The organism is Embleya scabrispora DSM 41855 (assembly GCF_000372745.1).
Classification (GTDB): Bacteria; Actinomycetota; Actinomycetes; order Streptomycetales; family Streptomycetaceae; genus Embleya; species Embleya scabrispora.
The window spans coordinates 20,574-38,795 of record NZ_KB889680.1 but is presented as its reverse complement, the minus strand read 5'-3'; the positions used below and the strand labels follow the sequence as shown (position 1 = coordinate 38,795).

The window sequence follows — 18,222 nt, the reverse complement described above, 5'->3', positions numbered from 1 at the left end:
GGGGCATCGTGCGATCCGGGTTGACTCGGCGTGCTTGCACGATTCGTGCTCCCGCGCGGTTTCGCCGCGTCCGGACGAACAGGAGATGGCGTTGCGACGTATCCTTCCCGCGCTCGGTGTGGCCGGCGTGCTGCTGGCGACCCTGGTCGCGGTACCCGCCGCCGCGGCCCAGGACGACACGTCCCGCGCCTCGTCGCGTCCCTCGGCCCACCCGATCGTGATCGGCCACCGCGGTGCCAGTGGATACCGGCCCGAGCACACCCTGGAGAGCTACCGCCTGGCGATCCGGCTGGGCGCCGACTACATCGAACCCGACCTGGTCTCGACCAAGGACGGGGTGCTGGTCGCCCGGCACGAGAACGAGATCTCCGGCACCACGGACATCGCCACGCATCCGGAGTTCGCCGCGCGCAGGACCACCAAGACCATCGACGGGACCCCGGTCACCGGTTGGTTCACCGAGGACTTGACCCTCGCCGAACTCAAGACGCTGCGGGCCAAGGAGCGGCTGCCGCAGGTGCGGCCCACGAACACCGCCTTCGACGGCAGGTTCGAGGTGCCCACCCTCCAGGAGGTGCTGGACCTGGCCCGGACCGAGGGCCGGCGGGTGAACCGCACGATCGGCGTGTACCCGGAGACCAAGCACCCGACCTACTTCCAGTCGATCGGGCTGCCGCTGGAGGAGCCCCTGGTGCAGACGCTCAAGCACAACCGGCTCTCCGGCCGCAAGGACAAGGTGTACATCCAGTCCTTCGAGACCACGAACCTGCGCAAGCTGAACCGGATGATCGACGTCAAGCTCGTGCAACTGCTCGACGCGACCGGCCGCCCTTACGACCTCGCGGTGGCGAACGACCCGCGCACCTACCAGGACCTGGTCAAGCCGGAGAACCTGAAGTGGATCGGCACCTACGCGGACGGCATCGGCACCAACAAGAATTTGATCGTCCCGCGTGACGCCGCGGGCAAGTTGCTCGCCCCGACCTCGGTGATCCGGGACGCGCACCGTGCCGGACTGATCGTGCACGCCTGGACGTTCCGCGCGGAGAACCAGTTCCTCCCACTGGACTTCCGGCTCGGCGCCGACCCGAACGCGCGCGGCGACATCACATCCGAGTACGAACTCTTCTACGGCCTCGGCCTGGACGGCGTCTTCGCCGACCAGCCCGACACCGCCGTCGCCGCCCGCGCCGGCCTGCCGGCGGCCTGACACACGCCCCGGGTCCGAACAGGGACCCTCATACCGCTGACCCCGAAGGGCCCGCCTCGCCCACGCGTGGCGGGCCCTTCTTGGGCCGTGCCGAGCCGCACGGGCGTTTCCGGGGCCCTTCCCGCGTCTTCGGCCCAACAGCGGTACCCCGCAACGCATTTCAGCCCGCCGCGCCCCCCGCCCCGGAGCCCTGGGCCGGCACCGCGCCATCGCCCGCCGAAGCAGGCGCCATGTGTCGTTCGAACCAACCCAGAACGCGGGCACAGTGGTCGATCAGGGCCGGGAAGGCCCGTACCCCGTGGCCCTCCTGCGGATACACCACGAGGGTCGACTCCACGCCGGACTCGACCAGCGCGCGGTGGAACTCCATGGCCTGCCCGGCGGGGGTGCATCGATCCAGTGCGCCCGCCGTCAGCAGAGTGGGCGTGCGCACCTGCGCCGCGAAGCGCAGCGGGCTGCGCTCGACGTAGCGGCCGGTGTAGGAGAGCGGCTCGTCGGCCAGGAAGATCCGGTCGAAGTGCGGGATGTTCGAGGTGTGGTGCTGCGAGATCCAGTCGGTGACCGGCGCGGTCGGCGCCGCCGCCGCGAACCGCTCGTCCTGGGTGATCAACCATGCCGACATGAACCCGCCGTACGAGCCGCCCATCAAGCCGAGCCGATCCGGATCGGCGATGCCCCGGGCGATCATCGCGTCGATCCCGGACAGTACATCCTGCGTGTCCGAGCCGCCCATGTCGCCGAACACCGCCTCGACGAAGCGTTGTCCGCGCCCGGCGCTGCCGCGCGGGTTGGGATGCAGCACCGCGTACCCGCGACCGACCAGCAGCGGCGTGCCCTGGAAGGCCATCGACCAGCTGCTCCGAAAGCCCCAGACCGGGCCGCCGTGCAGATGGGTCACCAGCGGAAACGGCCCGGGACCCGCCGGCCGGCACAGGATGCCCTGGATCTCCAGGCCGTCGGGCGCGGTCCAGGTCACCGCCTCGGCGGTGCCCGCGATCGCGCTCAGGTAGTCCGCGCCCGGGTGGGCCAGTGACGCGATCGTGTGGACGGAGTCGCCCCGCACGATCACCAGTTCCGGGTAGCGGTCGTAGCCGTGCCGGACGCCGGCGTGCCCGTGCGTGGAGAAGGAGAGTTCGGGATAGCGACCACCGAAGGTATCGACGCCTTGCCAGAGCTCGGTGACCTTGCCCGAGGTCCGCTCGTACTCCCCGACCACCGTGTCGAGCCCGCGTATCCCGGTCCACCCGAGCCGGTCCTCGTCGAGCCAGCCGGTCGAGGTGACGTCGACGCCGTTCGTGTCGATCCGCACCGAATCCGCGGCGGACCCCGTCGCATCCACCGTGATCAGCACCAGATCGCCGGCGACCACCTGGCGATCCGAGCACAGCGCCTCCACCACGGCCACCGTCCGGCCCGACGGCGACGCGGACGGCACACCGAACTGCCGCTCACCGGTGCACAGTACCGTCTGCGTCCCGTCGGCCCGCGCGATCCGCCGCAGGTCCGCGGTGTACCAGGACTCCTCACCCGCCCCCGGGCTCGTCACGCAGACCAGCGCGTCGGAGCCCGCCCAACACGCCTCCCACACGTTCGTCCCGGGACCGCTCACCTGCCGCAGCACCCAGCTCCGCGGACCCGCGGCCGGCTCCGCGATCCAGATCGAACGGGCGCCGCGTTCGGGCGAGTTCGTATCGACCACCGGCGCCCAGTCGGGCACCTCCCCGGGCCCGGACGCGGTCGTCCCGGAGCCCTGCCCGCCCGCGAGGTCCGCGCCGTACCCGGCCACGCCGAGCAACAGCGCCGAACCGTCCGGCGACCAGCTCAGGTATTCCACCGTGCCGGGCACCCGAGGCCGCCACACGCTCGTCCCGGTGGCCACGTCGAGCACGTCGAGTTGGAAGTCGCCCGGGCGCTCGGCGTCCGAAAGGTGGGCGAGCAGTGTCCCGTCCGGCGAGAACCGGGGCATGCGTTGGCTGCCCGCGCCTTCGGTCAGGATACGAACTCCGCCCGCCTCGGCCAGACATACCCGAGTAACGGCTTGGCCAACCAGTTCGGTGAACACGGAACCGGTGAAGGCGACCGCCGTTCCGTCCGGTCGGATGCTCGGGTCGGCCGCCGCGTGCGCCGCGCCGAAAGCGGGCTCGTGCAGCCGCCGGAAGTGTTGTTCGACGGTTTCGAAGTGTTCGGGAGTCAACGCGATCTCCATTCGATGACGGACGCGCACGACGAGGCGTCCCGCCGAAACGCGATACGAGGAATCTCACCGGGAACCGGCAACGGACGGCACGCGGCGAGCAACGCGGCAACGGGCGGCGCGACACACGAACGACACCGACGCACCAACGCACCAACGCACCAACGCACCAACGCACCAACGCACCAACGTCAGCCCATCACCGTCCCCGAGCTGGCCGTGTTCACCGGGCGCCGGCGGGAGAACGCGCCCAGGTCGATCGTCTCGCCGGTGTGCCGGCCGACGAACCGCACCGGATCCGCGTCGTGATCGGCCCCGCTCTCCACCCGGTCGATCAGCGTGGCCATCAACTGGCCCACCAACGGGGCGTTCTTGAACTGGTTGCCGCTCGTTCCCATCGCCACGTAGAAGCCGTCGAGTGCGGTCCGGTCGTAGATCGGCGTCCAATCGTCGGCGGCGTCGTACACCCCGACGATGCCGCGCGGACGGTTGGGTACCGCCAGCCCGGTCAGCCGCCGGGCCGCCCGGGTCACCTGCGCCTCGAAGACGTCCGGTGTCGGGTTCGGGTTCGCGGCGTCCGGGTCGTCGAGCCACTGGAGCGGGTCGCACTCCGGCTCGGTCCCGCCGACCAGCACTCCGCCGCCCACCTCGCCGCGGATGTAGACCCCCAGATCCAGGTCCGCCACGGCAATCCCGGCCGCACCGTCCCGGTTGTAGCCCGGCGGCGCCGTCAGGTGCCCGACCTCCTGCCGCAGTGGCCGCACCTTGATGGTGAAGTCGCTGCCCACTCCCGCGAGTTCGTTCACCCGACCGGACCAGGGCCCGGCCGCGTTGACCACGATCGCGCAGTCCACCCTGGTGCCGTCGTCCAGGATCACCGCGCGTACCCGGTCGCCGGCCGACTCGACCGCCGCCACGGTTCGGCGGAACCGGAACTCGGCCCCGTGCCGCTCCGCCGCGACGGCCAGGTTCTGTGCCGCCAACTGCGGATCGCTGATATAGCCCGCGTCCGGGGTGAACACCGCGCCGAGCGTGCCGGTCGGCTCCGCCCAGAAGCGCTCGTCGTCCAGCCGCCGGGGCGGCCAGTGTCGACCGGCGTCCAGACCGGGAATCCTGGCCGCCAACGTGTCCGCGTCCCACTCCTCGTAGGGCACCCCGACCGCGTCGAACAGCGGCAGGTAGGCCCCGCGCGGCGCGGCGTCCACGTCGAGCAGCGCCAGGCCGCTGCGCTCGAAGCGGACCCGGTCGCCGACGTCGCAGCCCAGGTGGTCACGCCAGGCCCGCCAGCAGAACTGCGCCTCCCACGACGCGGCCACCCCGGCGTGCGTGGAGAAGTTGAATCGGATGATCGCGCTGGAGGCACCGGTGGAGCCCAGGCCGACTCCGCCGGCCTTGTCCAGCACCAGCACCCGCCGCCCCGAACGGGCCAGCTCCAGCGCGATCGACGCGCCGATCACTCCGGCTCCGACCACCACGACATCCGTGTTCATCCGGGTTTCCTCCCTGGCGATGCGGCACCACACGGAGGGAGTGCCCGGTGGGGTGCCCCGGTCCGCGTCACCCGTCCAGTCTGACCGCCGACCCGCTCCGGAGCACCCGACCGTGGTCGCGGATCACGGCCCGTCGATCCGACAATCGTCGCGTCACGCGCCGATCCGCGCGGCCGTCGAGGAGGGCCCGCGCGCGCTGCCCGACCACGCCGACGACGTACGGCCCGGCGCACCGCCGCGCCGCTGTGCGTGCACCGCCCGGGCGGGCCGGCTCGCCGAATCCCCGGGCCCGGGGCCGCGACGCGCAGGGATCCGCCGCAAGATATCTTGATGTCGAGCAATGTTGCGGACATGGAGCGGAGCATCCTGTGACTGACCCGACCATCATCTATACGCACACCGACGAGGCCCCGGCCCTGGCGACGTATTCGTTCCTGCCCGTGGTCCAGGCGTACGCGGCGACGGCCGGGGTCAAGGTGGAGACCCGTGACATCTCCCTGGCCGGGCGGATCATCGCGCACTTCCCGGAGCACCTGAAGGCGGACCAGCGCATCGAGGACGCGCTCGCCGAGCTCGGTGAGCTGGCCAAGACGCCCGAGGCCAACATCATCAAGCTGCCGAACATCTCGGCCTCGATCCCGCAGCTCAAGGCCGCCATCGCCGAGCTCCAGGAGCAGGGCTACGCGCTGCCGGACTACCCGGACGACCCGAAGACCGACGAGGACAAGGACGTCCGGGCACGCTACGGCAAGACCCTGGGCAGCGCGGTCAACCCGGTCCTTCGCGAGGGCAACTCCGACCGCCGCGCCCCCGCGTCGGTCAAGAACTACGTGCGGGCGCACCCGCACCGCATGGGCGCCTGGAACGCCGACTCGCAGACCAACGTCGCGCACATGACCGCCGACGACTTCCGCTCCACCGAGAAGTCCGCGGTGGTCACCGAGGCCGGCTCGCTGCGCATCGAGCTGGTGGGCGACGACGGCGGCACCACCGTGCTGCGCGAGTCGGTACCCGTGCTCGCGGGCGAGGTCGTGGACGCCTCGGTGATGCGCGTGGCGTCGCTGCGCGAGTTCCTCGCCGCCCAGGTTGCCCGGGCCAAGGCCGAGGGCGTGCTGCTGTCGGTGCACCTGAAGGCCACCATGATGAAGGTCTCCGACCCGATCATCTTCGGCCACGCGGTCCGCGCCTTCTTCCCGCAGACCTTCGCCGAGCACGGCGCGGCACTCGCGGCGGCCGGTCTGAGCCCCAACGACGGTCTCGGTGCGATCCTCAAGGGCCTGGAGTCGCTGCCCGAGGGCGCCAGGATCAAGGAGTCCTTCGACGCCGAGCTGGCCGCCGGGCCGGCGCTGGCGATGGTCGACTCCGACCGGGGCATCACCAACCTGCACGTGCCCAGCGACGTCATCGTGGACGCCTCGATGCCGGCCATGATCCGTACCTCCGGCCACATGTGGGGTCCGGACGGCAAGGAGGCCGACACCCTGGCCGTGCTGCCGGACAGCAGCTACGCGGGCGTGTACCAGGTCGTCATCGACGACTGCCGGGCCAACGGCGCGTACGACCCGGCCACGATGGGCTCGGTGCCCAACGTCGGTCTGATGGCGCAGAAGGCCGAGGAGTACGGCAGCCACGACAAGACCTTCGAGATCGCGGCCCCGGGCACGGTGCGTGTCGTCGACGGCGCGGGCACCGTGGTCCTGGAGCAGGTCGTCGGCGCGGGTGACATCTTCCGGATGTGCCAGACCAAGGACCTGCCGATCAAGGACTGGGTCAAGCTGGCCGTCAGCCGCGCCCGCGCGACCGGCAGCCCGGCGGTGTTCTGGCTGGACGAGGGCCGCGCGCACGACGCGAACCTGATCGCGAAGGTCAAGGAGTACCTGCCCGAGCACGACACCGAGGGTCTGCGGATCGAGATCATGTCGCCGGTCGAGGCGACCGCGTTCTCGCTCGAGCGCATCCGTCGCGGCGAGGACACCATCTCGGTCACCGGCAACGTGCTGCGCGACTACCTCACCGACCTGTTCCCGATCCTGGAGCTGGGCACGAGCGCGAAGATGCTCTCGGTCGTCCCGCTGATGGACGGCGGCGGCCTGTTCGAGACCGGCGCCGGCGGCTCGGCGCCCAAGCACGTGCAGCAGTTGGTCAAGGAGAACTACCTGCGCTGGGACAGCCTGGGCGAGTTCCTCGCGCTCGCGGTCAGCTTCGAGCACCTCGCGCAGTCCGTGGGCAATGCCCGCGCCCAGGTGCTGGCCGACACGCTCGACCGCGCCACCGGCACCTTCCTGGACAACGACAAGTCGCCCAGCCGTCGGCTCGGTGGCATCGACAACCGGGGCAGCCACTTCTACCTGGCGCTGTACTGGGCCCGGGAGCTGGCCACGCAGACCCGGGACGCGGCGCTGGCCGAGGCGTTCGCGGGTCTGGCCCGGACGCTGTCCGAGCAGGAGGAGACGATCGTCGCCGAACTGATCGCGGTTCAGGGCTCGCCCGCCGACATCGGCGGCTACTACCGTCCCGACCCGGCCAAGGCGTCGGCCGTGATGCGCCCGTCGGCCACCTTCAACGAGGCCCTGGCCTCGCTGGGCTGACCCCTTCGAACCGCCCCGGCCGGCCACCCGCCCGGCCGGGGCGGTTCGGCGTTTTCGGCCGCATCCGGTGCCGCCCGAGATGTACGGCGGTACCGCCTCAGTGGCCGGTCAGCGGCCAGGAGTCGACATCGCGGTAGTGAATCGGGCCGGGGCCGCGGCCCAGGTTGCTGCCGACCAGGTGCAGGCGCCGGGCCGACCAGCGGCGGCCGGCGAAACCGGCCAGTTCGCGGGCGGCCGCCGCGATGCCGTCGAGGTTGTCCCGGCGGGCCCGGGCCAGGGTCAGGTGCGCCCGCAGCGGTCGGTCCTCCAACGCGACGCCGCCCGCCCGAACCACGCCGCGCACCACGTCGGCCAGCGTGTGCAGCGCGTCCGACTCGCCCTGCACGCCGCTCCACAACACGCGCTCGTCGAACTGCCCGGCGCCGCGCAGTTCGAGGCCGACCGGCCGGGTCGAGGCGGCGACCTCGGCCAGTGGTGCGCGCAGCGCCTCGACCACGTCGACCGGCACCTCGCCGAGGAAGGCCAGCGTGATGTGCCAGTCCTCGATCCGGTTCCAGCGCAGCCGGGGATGTGCGGCGTGGATCGGCCGCAGTGCCCGGGCCAGTTCGTCCTTGGCGTCGTCCGGCGGGGCCAGCGCCACGAACAGTCGTACGGTCCGGGGTCGGGTCGGGGCGGCATCGTCGTTCACAGGTGATTTCGTACCGCATCGCCGCCACCCGGCGCGCGCCGGCCCACCGGGGCCGGAAGTCGGCCGGATCGGGCCGCCGCACCGATTCGCCCGACGGGTCGACCCGCCACCCCCGATCACCGCTTTCGCGCCGCGGCCCGACCCGTCGGGCAACCCCCGACAGTGCGGGTTCGACGCGGCCGTCGGCAAGCCGATTCGGCGGTCCCGGACGGCGCTCGCCTGTCCCGGCAGGTCACGGCGAGGGGCGGCACGTGTCCCGAACGGCTCGGGACAGGGGGTTCAGACCAATCACCAGCCGCCGGCACACTCCGGCCGAGTACGAACGCGCCGGGCCGACGGCGGGATTCCGGTCCGGTTCGTTACTTTTCTGGGACTCCCCGACCCGCCGAACTGCCGGCACGATGGGTGCCGCATTCGCTACCGCGTGTACGCTTCCACGTGAACGAACGGGACCCTTGTGACACGGTGTGACGACACGACTCCCCGGCCGGACAGCGCAACCACTGCCGCAGAGTACGTGGCCGCGTTACGCGAGTTACGCGAGTGGTCGGCACTGACATACCGTCAACTGGCGGCCAAGGCCGAGGCGTCCGGGCACGTGCTGCCCGCCAGCACGGTCGCCGCCGCGCTCGGTCGCGGCACCCTCCCCCGGGCCGATCTGGTCGAGGCGTTGGTGTTCGCCTGCGGCCTGGACGCGGAGGCCGCCGCCCGCTGGCTGACGGTCCGCGAGGACCTCGCGGCGGGGCGAGTGAGCGAACAGCGCGCGACGCCCGCACCCGCCGAGGTACCCGACCCCGCGCCACCCCTGCCGACCGGGCGCCGCCCGCGGCGGCTGATTGCGATCGCCGTCGGCGTGGCCGGCCTCCTGATCGCGATCGGCGTGATCGGCGCCGTCCGATACGGCACCGACGACGGGGACGGCGACGAAAATGCCGCCTTTCCCAACCGGGTCCGCGACGGCTTCTACCTGATCAAGCCCACCCACATCGGCGACGGGTCGTTGTGCCTGGGCGAAGGCCGGGAACGCAACGGCCGTACCGACCGCCCGATCGCCGTCCAGCGCCCGTGCGGCGACGTGGTCCCGGACACCTACCTGGTCGCCGTGGCGCCGGACGTCTACCTGATCAAGTGGCGCAACCCGGTGGACGGCGTCGGCTGCCTTCGGGTGGACGACGCCATCCTGGTTCCCGGCGCGCTGCTCAGCCCCGGCGATTGCACCGGCGCCGCCCACGAGCGTTTCCTGATCGAACCGGTGGACCCCGGCGTCTTCCGGCTTCGCCCGGTCCACAGCGGTCTGTGCGTCGGCATCCTCGGCGGCCCCCACGAGACCACGGTCAAGGCCGAGGCGGCCCAGGCCCTCTGCTCGGGCAGCGCCGACCAGCGCTTTCGACTGGAACCCGTGAAGGGCAGGAAGCCCCTGCCCGCGGGACAGTGAAACGGGGATTCGAGCCGACCACCGGCCCGCCGGTCCTTGGTGAAGGCGCGGGATCAGGCCGGGAGGTTCGGGTGGTCGATGCCCTCGAACGGCTTGATCCGGACGACCGGTTCCTGGCCGCCGCGTCGCGGGACGGTCTGCACGGTGCCCCAGGGGCGGTCCGGGAGGGTCACCGTGAAGGAGTAGCTGTTCGCGCAGCCGGTGCAGTCGTACCGGTCCTGCCAGACCTCGACGTCGCCGGCGCTGCCGGGAGTCCGGGCGGCGTGCCGGTAGGTGGCGTGGCAACGGGTGCAGCGCTCGCCCGGAGCGCAGGTGCCCCCACACGGGCAGGGCAGGTCCAGGCTCTCGGCGGGCTCCCAGTAGCGGGTGGCCAGCGCTGCGGCGGTCCGCGCGTCGGGGGCCTTGGACCCGCGCGGGACGGTCATCCGGCGGGCGGCGACGACGTACGACTCGCCGGAGGCGGCCATCCGGCCTCGGATCACGCCCTTGCGGACTCGGTTGGTGGTCATGCTTCCTCCGGCGATTGCCCACGGGGCGGGGTGTCGGGTACGGCCGGCGGCGCGGACGGGACCTCGGTACGTCGGCCCCGCGTGGGCGGGCCGCCGTACCTCACGATATCCGCCATCGGCGGGTGAGCCCGAATCAGCCCGGGCGCACCGCCCGAGGACCCGTCACCTCGGCGCCGAGCGCGCGCACCCGATCCCGCAGGCCGCGGTCGGCCGTCACCACGAGGCAGCGACGCGCGGGCACGCTCGCGCGCTCGGCCGCGACGAACTCGACCATCCGGTCGTCGCCGCTCCCCGGAGCCCGCACGACCCGCACTCCGGGCACCTCGGAAACCCCGCCGGCCGCACCCTCGACCACGAGAACGATGTGCAACGGCCCCCGCCGCGCCCACTCCGGCGCACCCGCCCCACCGGGCAGCCCCGCCGCCGCCATCCCCACCAGGGCGTCCCGCAACCGCTCGGTGGCCCCGAACCGATCCTTCCACCACCCGTCCGGCACCGACCCGACCACGTTCGCCGCGTCCACCACCACAACCGGCACACCGTCTTCCCCGACCATCCCCCCATCCTCCCGCCCAATCCCCCACCCCAAAACCGAAACCGAACGCCGGGGCGAGGCGGCGGAGGCAGAAGCGGACACGGCAGCGACGGCGGGGCCACCGGCTCCACACGACCAATGCGGCCCATCCGGCGCCCGAGGACGAAGCCGACGCCAGGCCCAATGCGCCCGACGGCCCGCCGAATCCCCCGCGGGCCGGCCATGGAACGGCACCCGGCCACCGCGAGGGGCGATGGCCGGGTGCCGGGTCGGTGGACGACGCGCAGGGGAGCCCGGGCCGGTCGGCCCGGCTGCGCGTCGCCGGATCGGATCAGGAGGCCGCGGAAGCCGCGACCGCCGCGAGGCCGTTGCGCCAGAGCTGGTTCACCCGTGCGCGTTCCGTCGCGTTCGGGTTCGGGTTGGTGCAGGACGTGCCGGGGCCGCCGCCGGACATCAGTTCGCTGCACGGACCCGAGTAGTGGTCCGGCAGACCGAGCACGTGTCCGGTCTCGTGGGCGGTGACCCGGGTCGAGTCGTACTGCTGGTTCTGTCGGTAGTCGAGGAAGATGTAGCCACTGCCGTGGCCGTTCGTGCTCGCGTACGAACCACGCGAGTCGTTGCCCTCGTAGTACCGGAAGTCCGGGTTGCTGCCTTCCTGAAGGCGGACGTTGGTGACCGAGCTGTTCCAGATCTGCGCGGAACGAGCAATCTGGGTACGGAAGGTGGGTGCGCTGGCGGCGCTGTACGTGACGGTGACCACCGCCGCCGAGTTCCCCGCCGCGGCGCGCTTGCCCGCCACGGACTTCAACACGGCATCGAAGAACGCCTGGTTCTGCGCCTGGCTTTCCTGACCGGAGTACTGCGCGGAGGCGCGGAGGGGAGCCGCTACTCCATCGTTGCCGGCCGCCGCCGAGGGCGCGGCGATCAGTCCGCCGGCGAGGCCGAGGCCGAGTATCGCGGTGATCACGGTCTTACGGGGGTTCCGGGGACGCAGTGGGGACATGGGGGGCTCCTTGGGGTGCCGAAGACCTGTTCGGTGCGCAACGAGTCTCACGGGAGCCCGGTCCGGCCCGGATGATGACAATCGGCGATAGCACCGTCGTATCACCGCCCGTTCCCGTACCGTCACCGCACATTCACTCATCGTGTTTCACAAGATTCACGCCCCACCCCCGGATCCCGCGCCCGCCGGTGTCTGGTACGACCGCGATAGTGCGTCCTATCCTCCGCATCATGGAGCTAGAGGTGAGGCACCTCCGCGCACTGTGTGCCATCGGCGACACCGGCAGCCTGCACGCTGCGGCCCGGTTGCTCGGCATGACCCAGCCGTCCTTGACCGCGCAGCTCAGAAGAATCGAAAACGCCCTGGGCGCACCGCTGTTCGTCCGCGACCGGACCGGCAGCCGACCCACTCCACTCGGCCTCACGATGCTGCATCGGGCCCGCCCCATCATGGCCGAGATGAGCGCGCTGGTCATCGACACCCAGGCCGAGGCGGTCCGAACCGCCGGGCCCCACCTGCGCATCGGCGGCACCGCGAACCGGGTGATCGCCGACTGGTTGCGCCGGCTTCGGCTGCGACTGCCCACCACCGACACCTACTTGCGGGTGGACGTGTCGGCGAGCACGCTGCTCGGGATGGTCGCCGCCGGTCAGCTCGACGTCGCGTTCGTGCACGAGGTCGAGGGTTTCCCACTGCGCGTGCCGGACGGGGTTCGGCGTCGCGTACTGGTCGAGCGGGAGCCGCAGTTCATCGCGATGTCGCCGGATCACCAGGCCGCGGCCGAGTCCGAGGTCAAACTCGCCGATCTGGCCGACGATCAGTGGATGGTCGACCCGAGCGTGGACGGCGAATGGGAGGGACTGCGCGAGGTGTTGTCCGATGCCGGCATCAACCCCCGCATCCTGCACGGTGATTACCTCACCGCCGCGTCCCTGGTCGCGATCGGCGAGGTGGTCACGCCGTGCCAACCCACCTCGCGCCCGCGACCGGACATGGCGGTCCGACCTTTGGCCGGCGATCCGCTCACGGTCCGGTTGTTCCTGGCCTTTCGGACCGAGAACGGTCCCGCACCCGCCCTGATCGACACCGTCTACCACGAGTTGGAGGCCGCCTACCGCGAGGCCGCCTGGCTCGCGGTGGCCTACCGGCAGCGGCTGCTGCGCGAGGACAGCCCGATCCTGCGCTACGACGGCCAGAACCGCGGCCGGCCCTGAGCCGTCGGGCCGCGTGGCCGCCGACCCGCCCTGGCACGGCTCGACGCGGGTGGCCGGCCCGGTACCGATCCGGGCTCGCCGGGGCGTGGGTGAAATGATGGTTCGATCTGCCGGTTCGACCACACTGTGAGCCGGTTCGACCGGACCGTGAACAGTGAGGACCCTCCATGACGACCCCCGACGCCGGTAACCCCGCCTCGGTTCCGGCCTCCGCGCGCGCCGCCGCCGGGGCCACCCTGGCCCGCGAGGCCGCCCGCTTCGCCGGACTCGGTTGGATGCGCGGCACCTCCGGGAACCTGTCCGTGGTGCTCTCGCGTGAGCCCCTGCGGCTCGCGGTCACCGCCTCGGGCCTGGACAAGGGCGAGTTGGCGGCGGACGACCTGGTCGTGGTGGACGCGGCCGGCGTGCCGGTCCCCGAGGAGGCGAGCACGCCGCCGCGCCGGCCGTCCGCCGAGGCCGGACTGCACGCGCGAGTGGTGGCGCTGACCGGCGCGGGCGCGGTCTTCCACGTGCACACCGTCTCGGCGGTGCGCGCGGGTCGGCGCTGGCCGGCCGGGATCGAGTTGCGCGACCTGGAGATGCTCAAGGGCATCGGCCGCTCCGCGCACGACGAGACGGTCACCATCCCGGTGATCGCCAACAGCCAGGACATGACCGAACTCGGCGACCGGCTGGAGGCCGCGCTGGTCCCCGGCGTGCCCGCCGTGGTGGTCGCCTCGCACGGGATGTACGTGTGGGGCGCGGACCCGATCCGGGCCCGCCACCACGTCGAGGTCGTCGAGTGGCTCCTCGAATACCGCGTCGCCGAGGGCTGAGCCCGACCGACACCCGAGCCGGGTCGCGTACCCGGTTCGGGTGTGTCGGGTCAGCCTTCTCCCGGCATCGGATCAGTACTCGCGTACGCCCGTCTCGTTGACGATCGCGCTGATCAACCGAGCCGGCGTGACGTCGAAGGCCGGGTTGAAGGCGCGCGAGTCGGCCGGGGCGACCCGGACGCCGGCCACCTCCAGCACCTCGGACTCCGGCCGCTCCTCGATGGTGATCTCGTCGCCGTGCGCGGTCGCGTCGTCGAACGTGGTCAGCGGCGCCGCGACCACGAACGGGATGCCCGCGTCGGCGCAGGCCAGCGCGACGCCGACCGAGCCGATCTTGTTCGCGGTGTCGCCGTTGGCGGCGATCCGGTCCGCGCCGATCACCGCGACGTCCACCAGGCCGCGCAGGATCGTGCTCGCCGCCGCGCCGTCCGGCTGGACCAGGTGCGCGATGCCCTCCTGGTCCAACTCCCACGCGGTCAGCCGCGAGCCCTGGAGCAGCGGCCGCGTCTCGTCGACGTAGACGACCTCCAGCACGCCGCGCGCGTGCAGTTCGCGGACGATGCCGAGCGCGGTCCCCCAACCGGCGGTGGCCAGCGAGCCGGTGTTGCAGTGGGTCAGTACGCGCAGCGGGCGGCGCTCGACCCGGGACAGGATCCAGTCCGCGCCGTGCCGGCCGATCGCGTGGTTGGCCTCGATGTCCTCGCGGACCACCGCCTCGGCCTCGGCGAGCACCGCGTCCACACCCTTGGCGGCGAACGGCAGCACCCGCTGCACGCCGCCGGCCAGGTTGACCGCGGTGGGCCGGGCGTCCCGGATCCGGGCGATCTCACCGGCGAGTCGGTCCGCGTCCCAGCCCTCGCGCGCGCCCTGGAGCATGGCCACCGCGACGCCGAACGCGCCGGCCGCGCCCAGCGCCGGTGCACCGCGCACCGCGAGTCGGCGGATCGCGTCGATCAGCGCGTCCACGTCGGTGATGTCGAGGTACACGATCCGCTGCGGCAGCGCGGTCTGGTCGAGCAGGCGCAAGCCGGTGCCGTGCCAGGCGAGCGAGCGTATCTCGGAGGCCATCGGGGGTCCTTTCCGGGCGGATGATCGAGTGCCGGGCGGGCGCGGCGGCCGCGAACATGTGCGAAGTCACCGACCCGGCGGCGAACCACGGGCGGGAGCGAGCGCACGCGGTGACACTACGGATGCTACGTCGCCCGCGAACACGTGCCCGACCCCCGCCCGGCATCCGGAACGCGTGCGTGTCGTGGCGGTGACCCATTGTTCACATGGTGGACAATCGGTCCACATGGTGAACAAGTACGAGAAGTGCCTGGTGGGGGTGCTAACCTCCCCCGAAACCAGTCGGATGTGATCATCACATCGAGACCGGACTGGTGCGACCGGAAAGGAGCCGGCTGTGGCCGAAACGTGGCGTTGCGACGTACGTATCGAGTGCCGCGGCCGCTCCATGGCGTGTGACCGTCCGCCCCTTCCGCTCGACAAGCGCGGCCTCCACGGCGTACCCGCCGTACGTATGCGCCGCACCGGCCGCTGTTGTCGGCGCCCCTGCTGATCGATCGAGCCTGATCGATCGCGCCCCTTCGATCGCGCCGACCGCCGATCGAGACACGCGAACGCATCGCAGCCCGCGGAACCGAGGCGCCACCGGGCGCCGAGACCGACGGAACCGCGTGGTTCCCGTCCCCGAACCGCCGACTCCGGGCCGCCCCGCCGGGATCGACACTCCTCCCAAGGACGCTCATGTACCGCATCACCTCCCGCCACCGCCTGGCCGTGGCCGCCGTCGTCGTCGGCACCGCGCTGGCCGCCACGGCGTGCAACGCCTCCGCCGACAAGGACAAGACGCCGGCCGCCGGCGGCACGGGTGGCGGGGACGCCGCCAAGAACGTCGTGCTGGTGACGCCCGAACCGATCGGCGTCAACGACTTCCTCAAGCTCGCCGCCACCGGCGCGCAGAACGCGGCCAAGAAGGCCGGCGGCAGCGCGACCGTCCTGGAGAGCAAGGACACCAGCGCGATCCAGCAGAACGTCGAGGCCGCGGTCCGCCAGAAGCCCGCCGTCGTGGTCGCCGTCGGCTTCGAGTTCGCCGACGTGCTGGCCCAGCAGGCCGAGGCCAACCCCAAGCAGCAGTTCCTGTTCGTCGACTCGTGCACGAGCAAGCCGTACCCGAACATCACCTGCGCGACCTTCCGCGAGCACGAGGGCACCTTCCTCGCCGGCGCCGAGGCGGGCCTGCTGACCAAGAGCGGCAAGGTCGGCGCGGTGGTCGCGCTGGACAGCCCGCAGATCCGCCGCTTCTCCGACCCGTTCGGCGCGGGCGCCAAGCAGACCAACCCGGCGAGTGCCTTCACCCAGCTGTTCGTCGGCGGCCAGAAGCCGTTCAACGACCCCGCCCGGGCCGGCGAGCAGACCGCGTCGCTCAAGGCCAAGGACGTCGACCAGATCATGGGCGCCGCCTCCGCCGCGGGCAACCTGGGCGTGTTCAACGCCGCCAAGGCCGCGGGCGTGCAGGCGTTCGGCGTCGACGTCAACCAGTGCTCGGCGGCGCCGGGCACGGTCGTGGACAACGTGATCAAGCGCACCGACATCGCGGTCGAGAAGGGCGTCGAGCAGATCTCCGGCGGCAAGGCCGGCGGCGTCACCTCGTACGGCCTCAAGGAGGGCGGCATCACGCTCACCGGCATGGAGCCCGGCCTGGAGACCTCGCAGTGCCTGATCGCCCAGCACCCGGACGTGCTCAAGACCGTCCTGGGTCTGCGTGACCAGATCGTCGCGGGCAGCGTCACCGTGGCCGACCCGGCCGCCGCCAAGTAGTTCCGCCGGCTCCGCGCCGCGCCGGTGTCGGGTCCGCGGACCCGGCACCGGCGAACGCCCGCCCGCCGCAGCCCTTCGCACCGGAGAGACACCCGATGAACGATCAGCACGCCGCCGCCCCCGGTGACATCGCCGAGGTCGAAATGCGCGGCATCGTCCGGCGTTTCCCGGGCGTGCTGGCCAACGACCGGGTCGACCTGCGGGTCGCCTCCGGCGAGATCCACGCGGTGATGGGCGAGAACGGCGCGGGCAAGTCGACACTGATGTCGATCCTGTACGGCCTGCAACGGCCGGACGCCGGCCGCATCCTGCTGCGCGGCACCGAGCACTCCTTCGGCTCGCCCGTGCAGGCGATCGCGGCCGGACTGGGCATGGTCCACCAGGGCTTCAAGCTCTTCCCGTCGTTGACCGTCACGGAGAACGTGGTCTACGGCAGCGAGCCCACCCGGCGCGGCCTGGTGGATCGGGCCACCGCCCGGGCCCGGGTCGCCGAACTCGTCGACACGCACGGCCTGCACGTACCGCCCGACGCCCGGGTCGCGGACCTGCCGATCGGGGTGCAGCAGCGGGTGGAGATCCTCAAGCTGCTCTACCGCGACGCGCGCGTGTTGATCCTGGACGAGCCCACCGCCGTGCTGACCCCCGCGGAGGCGGACCGCCTGCTCGCCGTCATCCGCGGGCTGGCCCGCTCCGGCCGCACGATCCTGCTGGTCACCCACAAGCTGGGCGAGGTGATGGCGGTCAGCGACCGGGTCACCGTGCTGCGCGACGGCCGGGTCACCGCCCGGCTCGCGACGGCCGAGACCACCCCGGCCGAGATCGCCCTCGCCATGACCGGTCGCCGGATCGACCTGGACCGCACCCACCCGGCGGGCACCCCCGCCGCCGACGTGCTGGAGGTGCGCGGCCTGACCGTGTCCGCCGGACGCGGCGCCAAACCCCTGGTCGAGAACGTGTCGCTGACCGTGCGCGCGGGCGAGATCGTCGGCGTGGCGGGCGTGGCCGGCAACGGGCAGAGCGAACTGGTCGAGGCGCTGGCCGGGTTGCGCCCGATCGACGCGGGCCGGGTGCTCGTGGCCGGCCGGGACGTCGGCGATGCCTCGGTACAACAGCGCCGCCGCGCGGGCCTTGCCTACGTGCCCGAGGACCGGGCCACGGTCGGCGCCGCCCGGGACGCCTCGTTGGCCGACAACCTCGCGATGGGCTTCCACCGCACTCCGCCGCTGGCCGGTCGGGGCGGCTTCCTGCGTCGGGCGGCGATCCGCGAACACGCCGCGCGCGTGATCGAACGATTCGGGGTCAAGGCCGCCTCGTCCGCCGTCACGATCGGCACGCTGTCCGGCGGCAACCAGCAAAAGGCGATCCTGGGCCGGGAGATCACCCACGACGCGCCGCTGCTCCTGGTCGAACAGCCCACCCGCGGCGTGGACATCGGCTCGATCGAGAACATCCACGCGCGCCTGGTCGAGTATCGCGACGCCGGCCACGGCGTGCTGCTGGTCTCCGCCGAGTTGAGCGAGATCCTCGCGCTGTCGGATCGCGTCCTGGTCATGTACGAGGGCCGGATCGTCGCCGAGTTGCCGCGTGCCGAGGCGGACGTGCACGCCATCGGCCTGGCCATGGCGGGTGGCGACCCGACCCGTTCGGCCGCCGCGGCCGACCCCGATGCCGGCGACGACGCCTCCTCCACCGCACCGACCACCGCCCACCAGGTCTGA

14 protein-coding genes are annotated in these 18,222 nt (G+C 72.1%); 7 read left to right on the top strand and 7 right to left on the bottom strand.

The features are described 5' to 3' along the window. Positions 1-85: 85 nt before the first annotated feature. The gene (locus A3IC_RS0129290) at positions 86-1,210 is read left to right on the top strand and encodes a glycerophosphodiester phosphodiesterase (RefSeq protein WP_040877342.1); all 1,125 of its coding nucleotides are present in this window, start codon (positions 86-88) and stop codon (positions 1,208-1,210) included. 160 nt (positions 1,211-1,370) lie between these two features. On the opposite strand, the gene A3IC_RS57180 is transcribed toward A3IC_RS0129290, so the two are convergent. Both A3IC_RS57180 and A3IC_RS0129280 read right to left on the bottom strand, forming a co-directional pair. Then, positions 1,371-3,404, bottom strand: coding sequence for a S9 family peptidase (locus tag A3IC_RS57180; RefSeq protein WP_245599633.1), 2,034 nt, complete (start codon positions 3,402-3,404; stop codon positions 1,371-1,373). A 191-nt stretch (positions 3,405-3,595) separates the two neighbouring features. Continuing rightward, entirely contained in the window at positions 3,596-4,894 is a 1,299-nt protein-coding gene (locus A3IC_RS0129280; protein ID WP_020553634.1) for an NAD(P)/FAD-dependent oxidoreductase, read from the bottom strand. Positions 4,895-5,262: 368 nt separating this feature from the next. Here A3IC_RS0129280 and A3IC_RS0129275 point away from each other — a divergent pair, with 368 nt between their 5' ends. After that, positions 5,263-7,482 (top strand): NADP-dependent isocitrate dehydrogenase, encoded by a 2,220-nt coding sequence (locus A3IC_RS0129275; protein WP_020553633.1) that lies wholly within the window; start codon positions 5,263-5,265, stop codon positions 7,480-7,482. 97 nt (positions 7,483-7,579) lie between these two features. Here A3IC_RS0129275 and thpR read toward each other — a convergent pair whose 3' ends face one another. Further along, entirely contained in the window at positions 7,580-8,170 is a 591-nt protein-coding gene (gene thpR, locus A3IC_RS0129270; protein ID WP_020553632.1) for an RNA 2',3'-cyclic phosphodiesterase, read from the bottom strand. Between the two features lie 517 nt (positions 8,171-8,687). Between thpR and A3IC_RS0129265 the strand changes: the two genes are divergently transcribed. Further along, positions 8,688-9,605 (top strand): XRE family transcriptional regulator, encoded by a 918-nt coding sequence (locus tag A3IC_RS0129265; protein ID WP_020553631.1) that lies wholly within the window; start codon positions 8,688-8,690, stop codon positions 9,603-9,605. A gap of 53 nt (positions 9,606-9,658) precedes the next feature. Here the strand turns inward: A3IC_RS0129265 and A3IC_RS0129260 are convergent, their stop codons facing one another. The 3 genes from A3IC_RS0129260 to snpA form a co-directional block, all read right to left on the bottom strand. Continuing rightward, the gene (locus A3IC_RS0129260; protein ID WP_020553630.1) at positions 9,659-10,114 is read right to left on the bottom strand and encodes a hypothetical protein; all 456 of its coding nucleotides are present in this window, start codon (positions 10,112-10,114) and stop codon (positions 9,659-9,661) included. A 133-nt stretch (positions 10,115-10,247) separates the two neighbouring features. After that, a complete protein-coding gene (locus A3IC_RS0129255) occupies positions 10,248-10,670 on the bottom strand; it encodes a hypothetical protein (RefSeq protein ID WP_020553629.1) in 423 nt (140 codons plus the stop codon). A 310-nt stretch (positions 10,671-10,980) separates the two neighbouring features. Further along, positions 10,981-11,652 carry a snapalysin gene (gene snpA, locus A3IC_RS0129250; RefSeq protein WP_020553628.1) on the bottom strand — a complete coding sequence of 224 codons (672 nt, stop codon included), beginning with the start codon at positions 11,650-11,652 and terminating at the stop codon, positions 10,981-10,983. A gap of 230 nt (positions 11,653-11,882) precedes the next feature. Here snpA and A3IC_RS0129245 point away from each other — a divergent pair, with 230 nt between their 5' ends. Then, a complete protein-coding gene (locus A3IC_RS0129245) occupies positions 11,883-12,866 on the top strand; it encodes a LysR family transcriptional regulator (protein ID WP_020553627.1) in 984 nt (327 codons plus the stop codon). A gap of 167 nt (positions 12,867-13,033) precedes the next feature. Next, positions 13,034-13,681 (top strand): methylthioribulose 1-phosphate dehydratase, encoded by a 648-nt coding sequence (gene mtnB, locus A3IC_RS0129240; protein ID WP_020553626.1) that lies wholly within the window; start codon positions 13,034-13,036, stop codon positions 13,679-13,681. Between the two features lie 72 nt (positions 13,682-13,753). Here mtnB and mtnA read toward each other — a convergent pair whose 3' ends face one another. Next, on the bottom strand, positions 13,754-14,749 hold the full coding sequence (mtnA, locus tag A3IC_RS0129235) for an S-methyl-5-thioribose-1-phosphate isomerase (protein ID WP_020553625.1): 996 nt from the start codon (positions 14,747-14,749) through the stop codon (positions 13,754-13,756). A 681-nt stretch (positions 14,750-15,430) separates the two neighbouring features. Between mtnA and A3IC_RS0129230 the strand changes: the two genes are divergently transcribed. Continuing rightward, positions 15,431-16,504 carry a BMP family ABC transporter substrate-binding protein gene (locus tag A3IC_RS0129230; protein ID WP_020553624.1) on the top strand — a complete coding sequence of 358 codons (1,074 nt, stop codon included), beginning with the start codon at positions 15,431-15,433 and terminating at the stop codon, positions 16,502-16,504. A 95-nt stretch (positions 16,505-16,599) separates the two neighbouring features. Beyond that, the gene (locus A3IC_RS0129225) at positions 16,600-18,222 is read left to right on the top strand and encodes an ABC transporter ATP-binding protein (RefSeq protein WP_020553623.1); all 1,623 of its coding nucleotides are present in this window, start codon (positions 16,600-16,602) and stop codon (positions 18,220-18,222) included.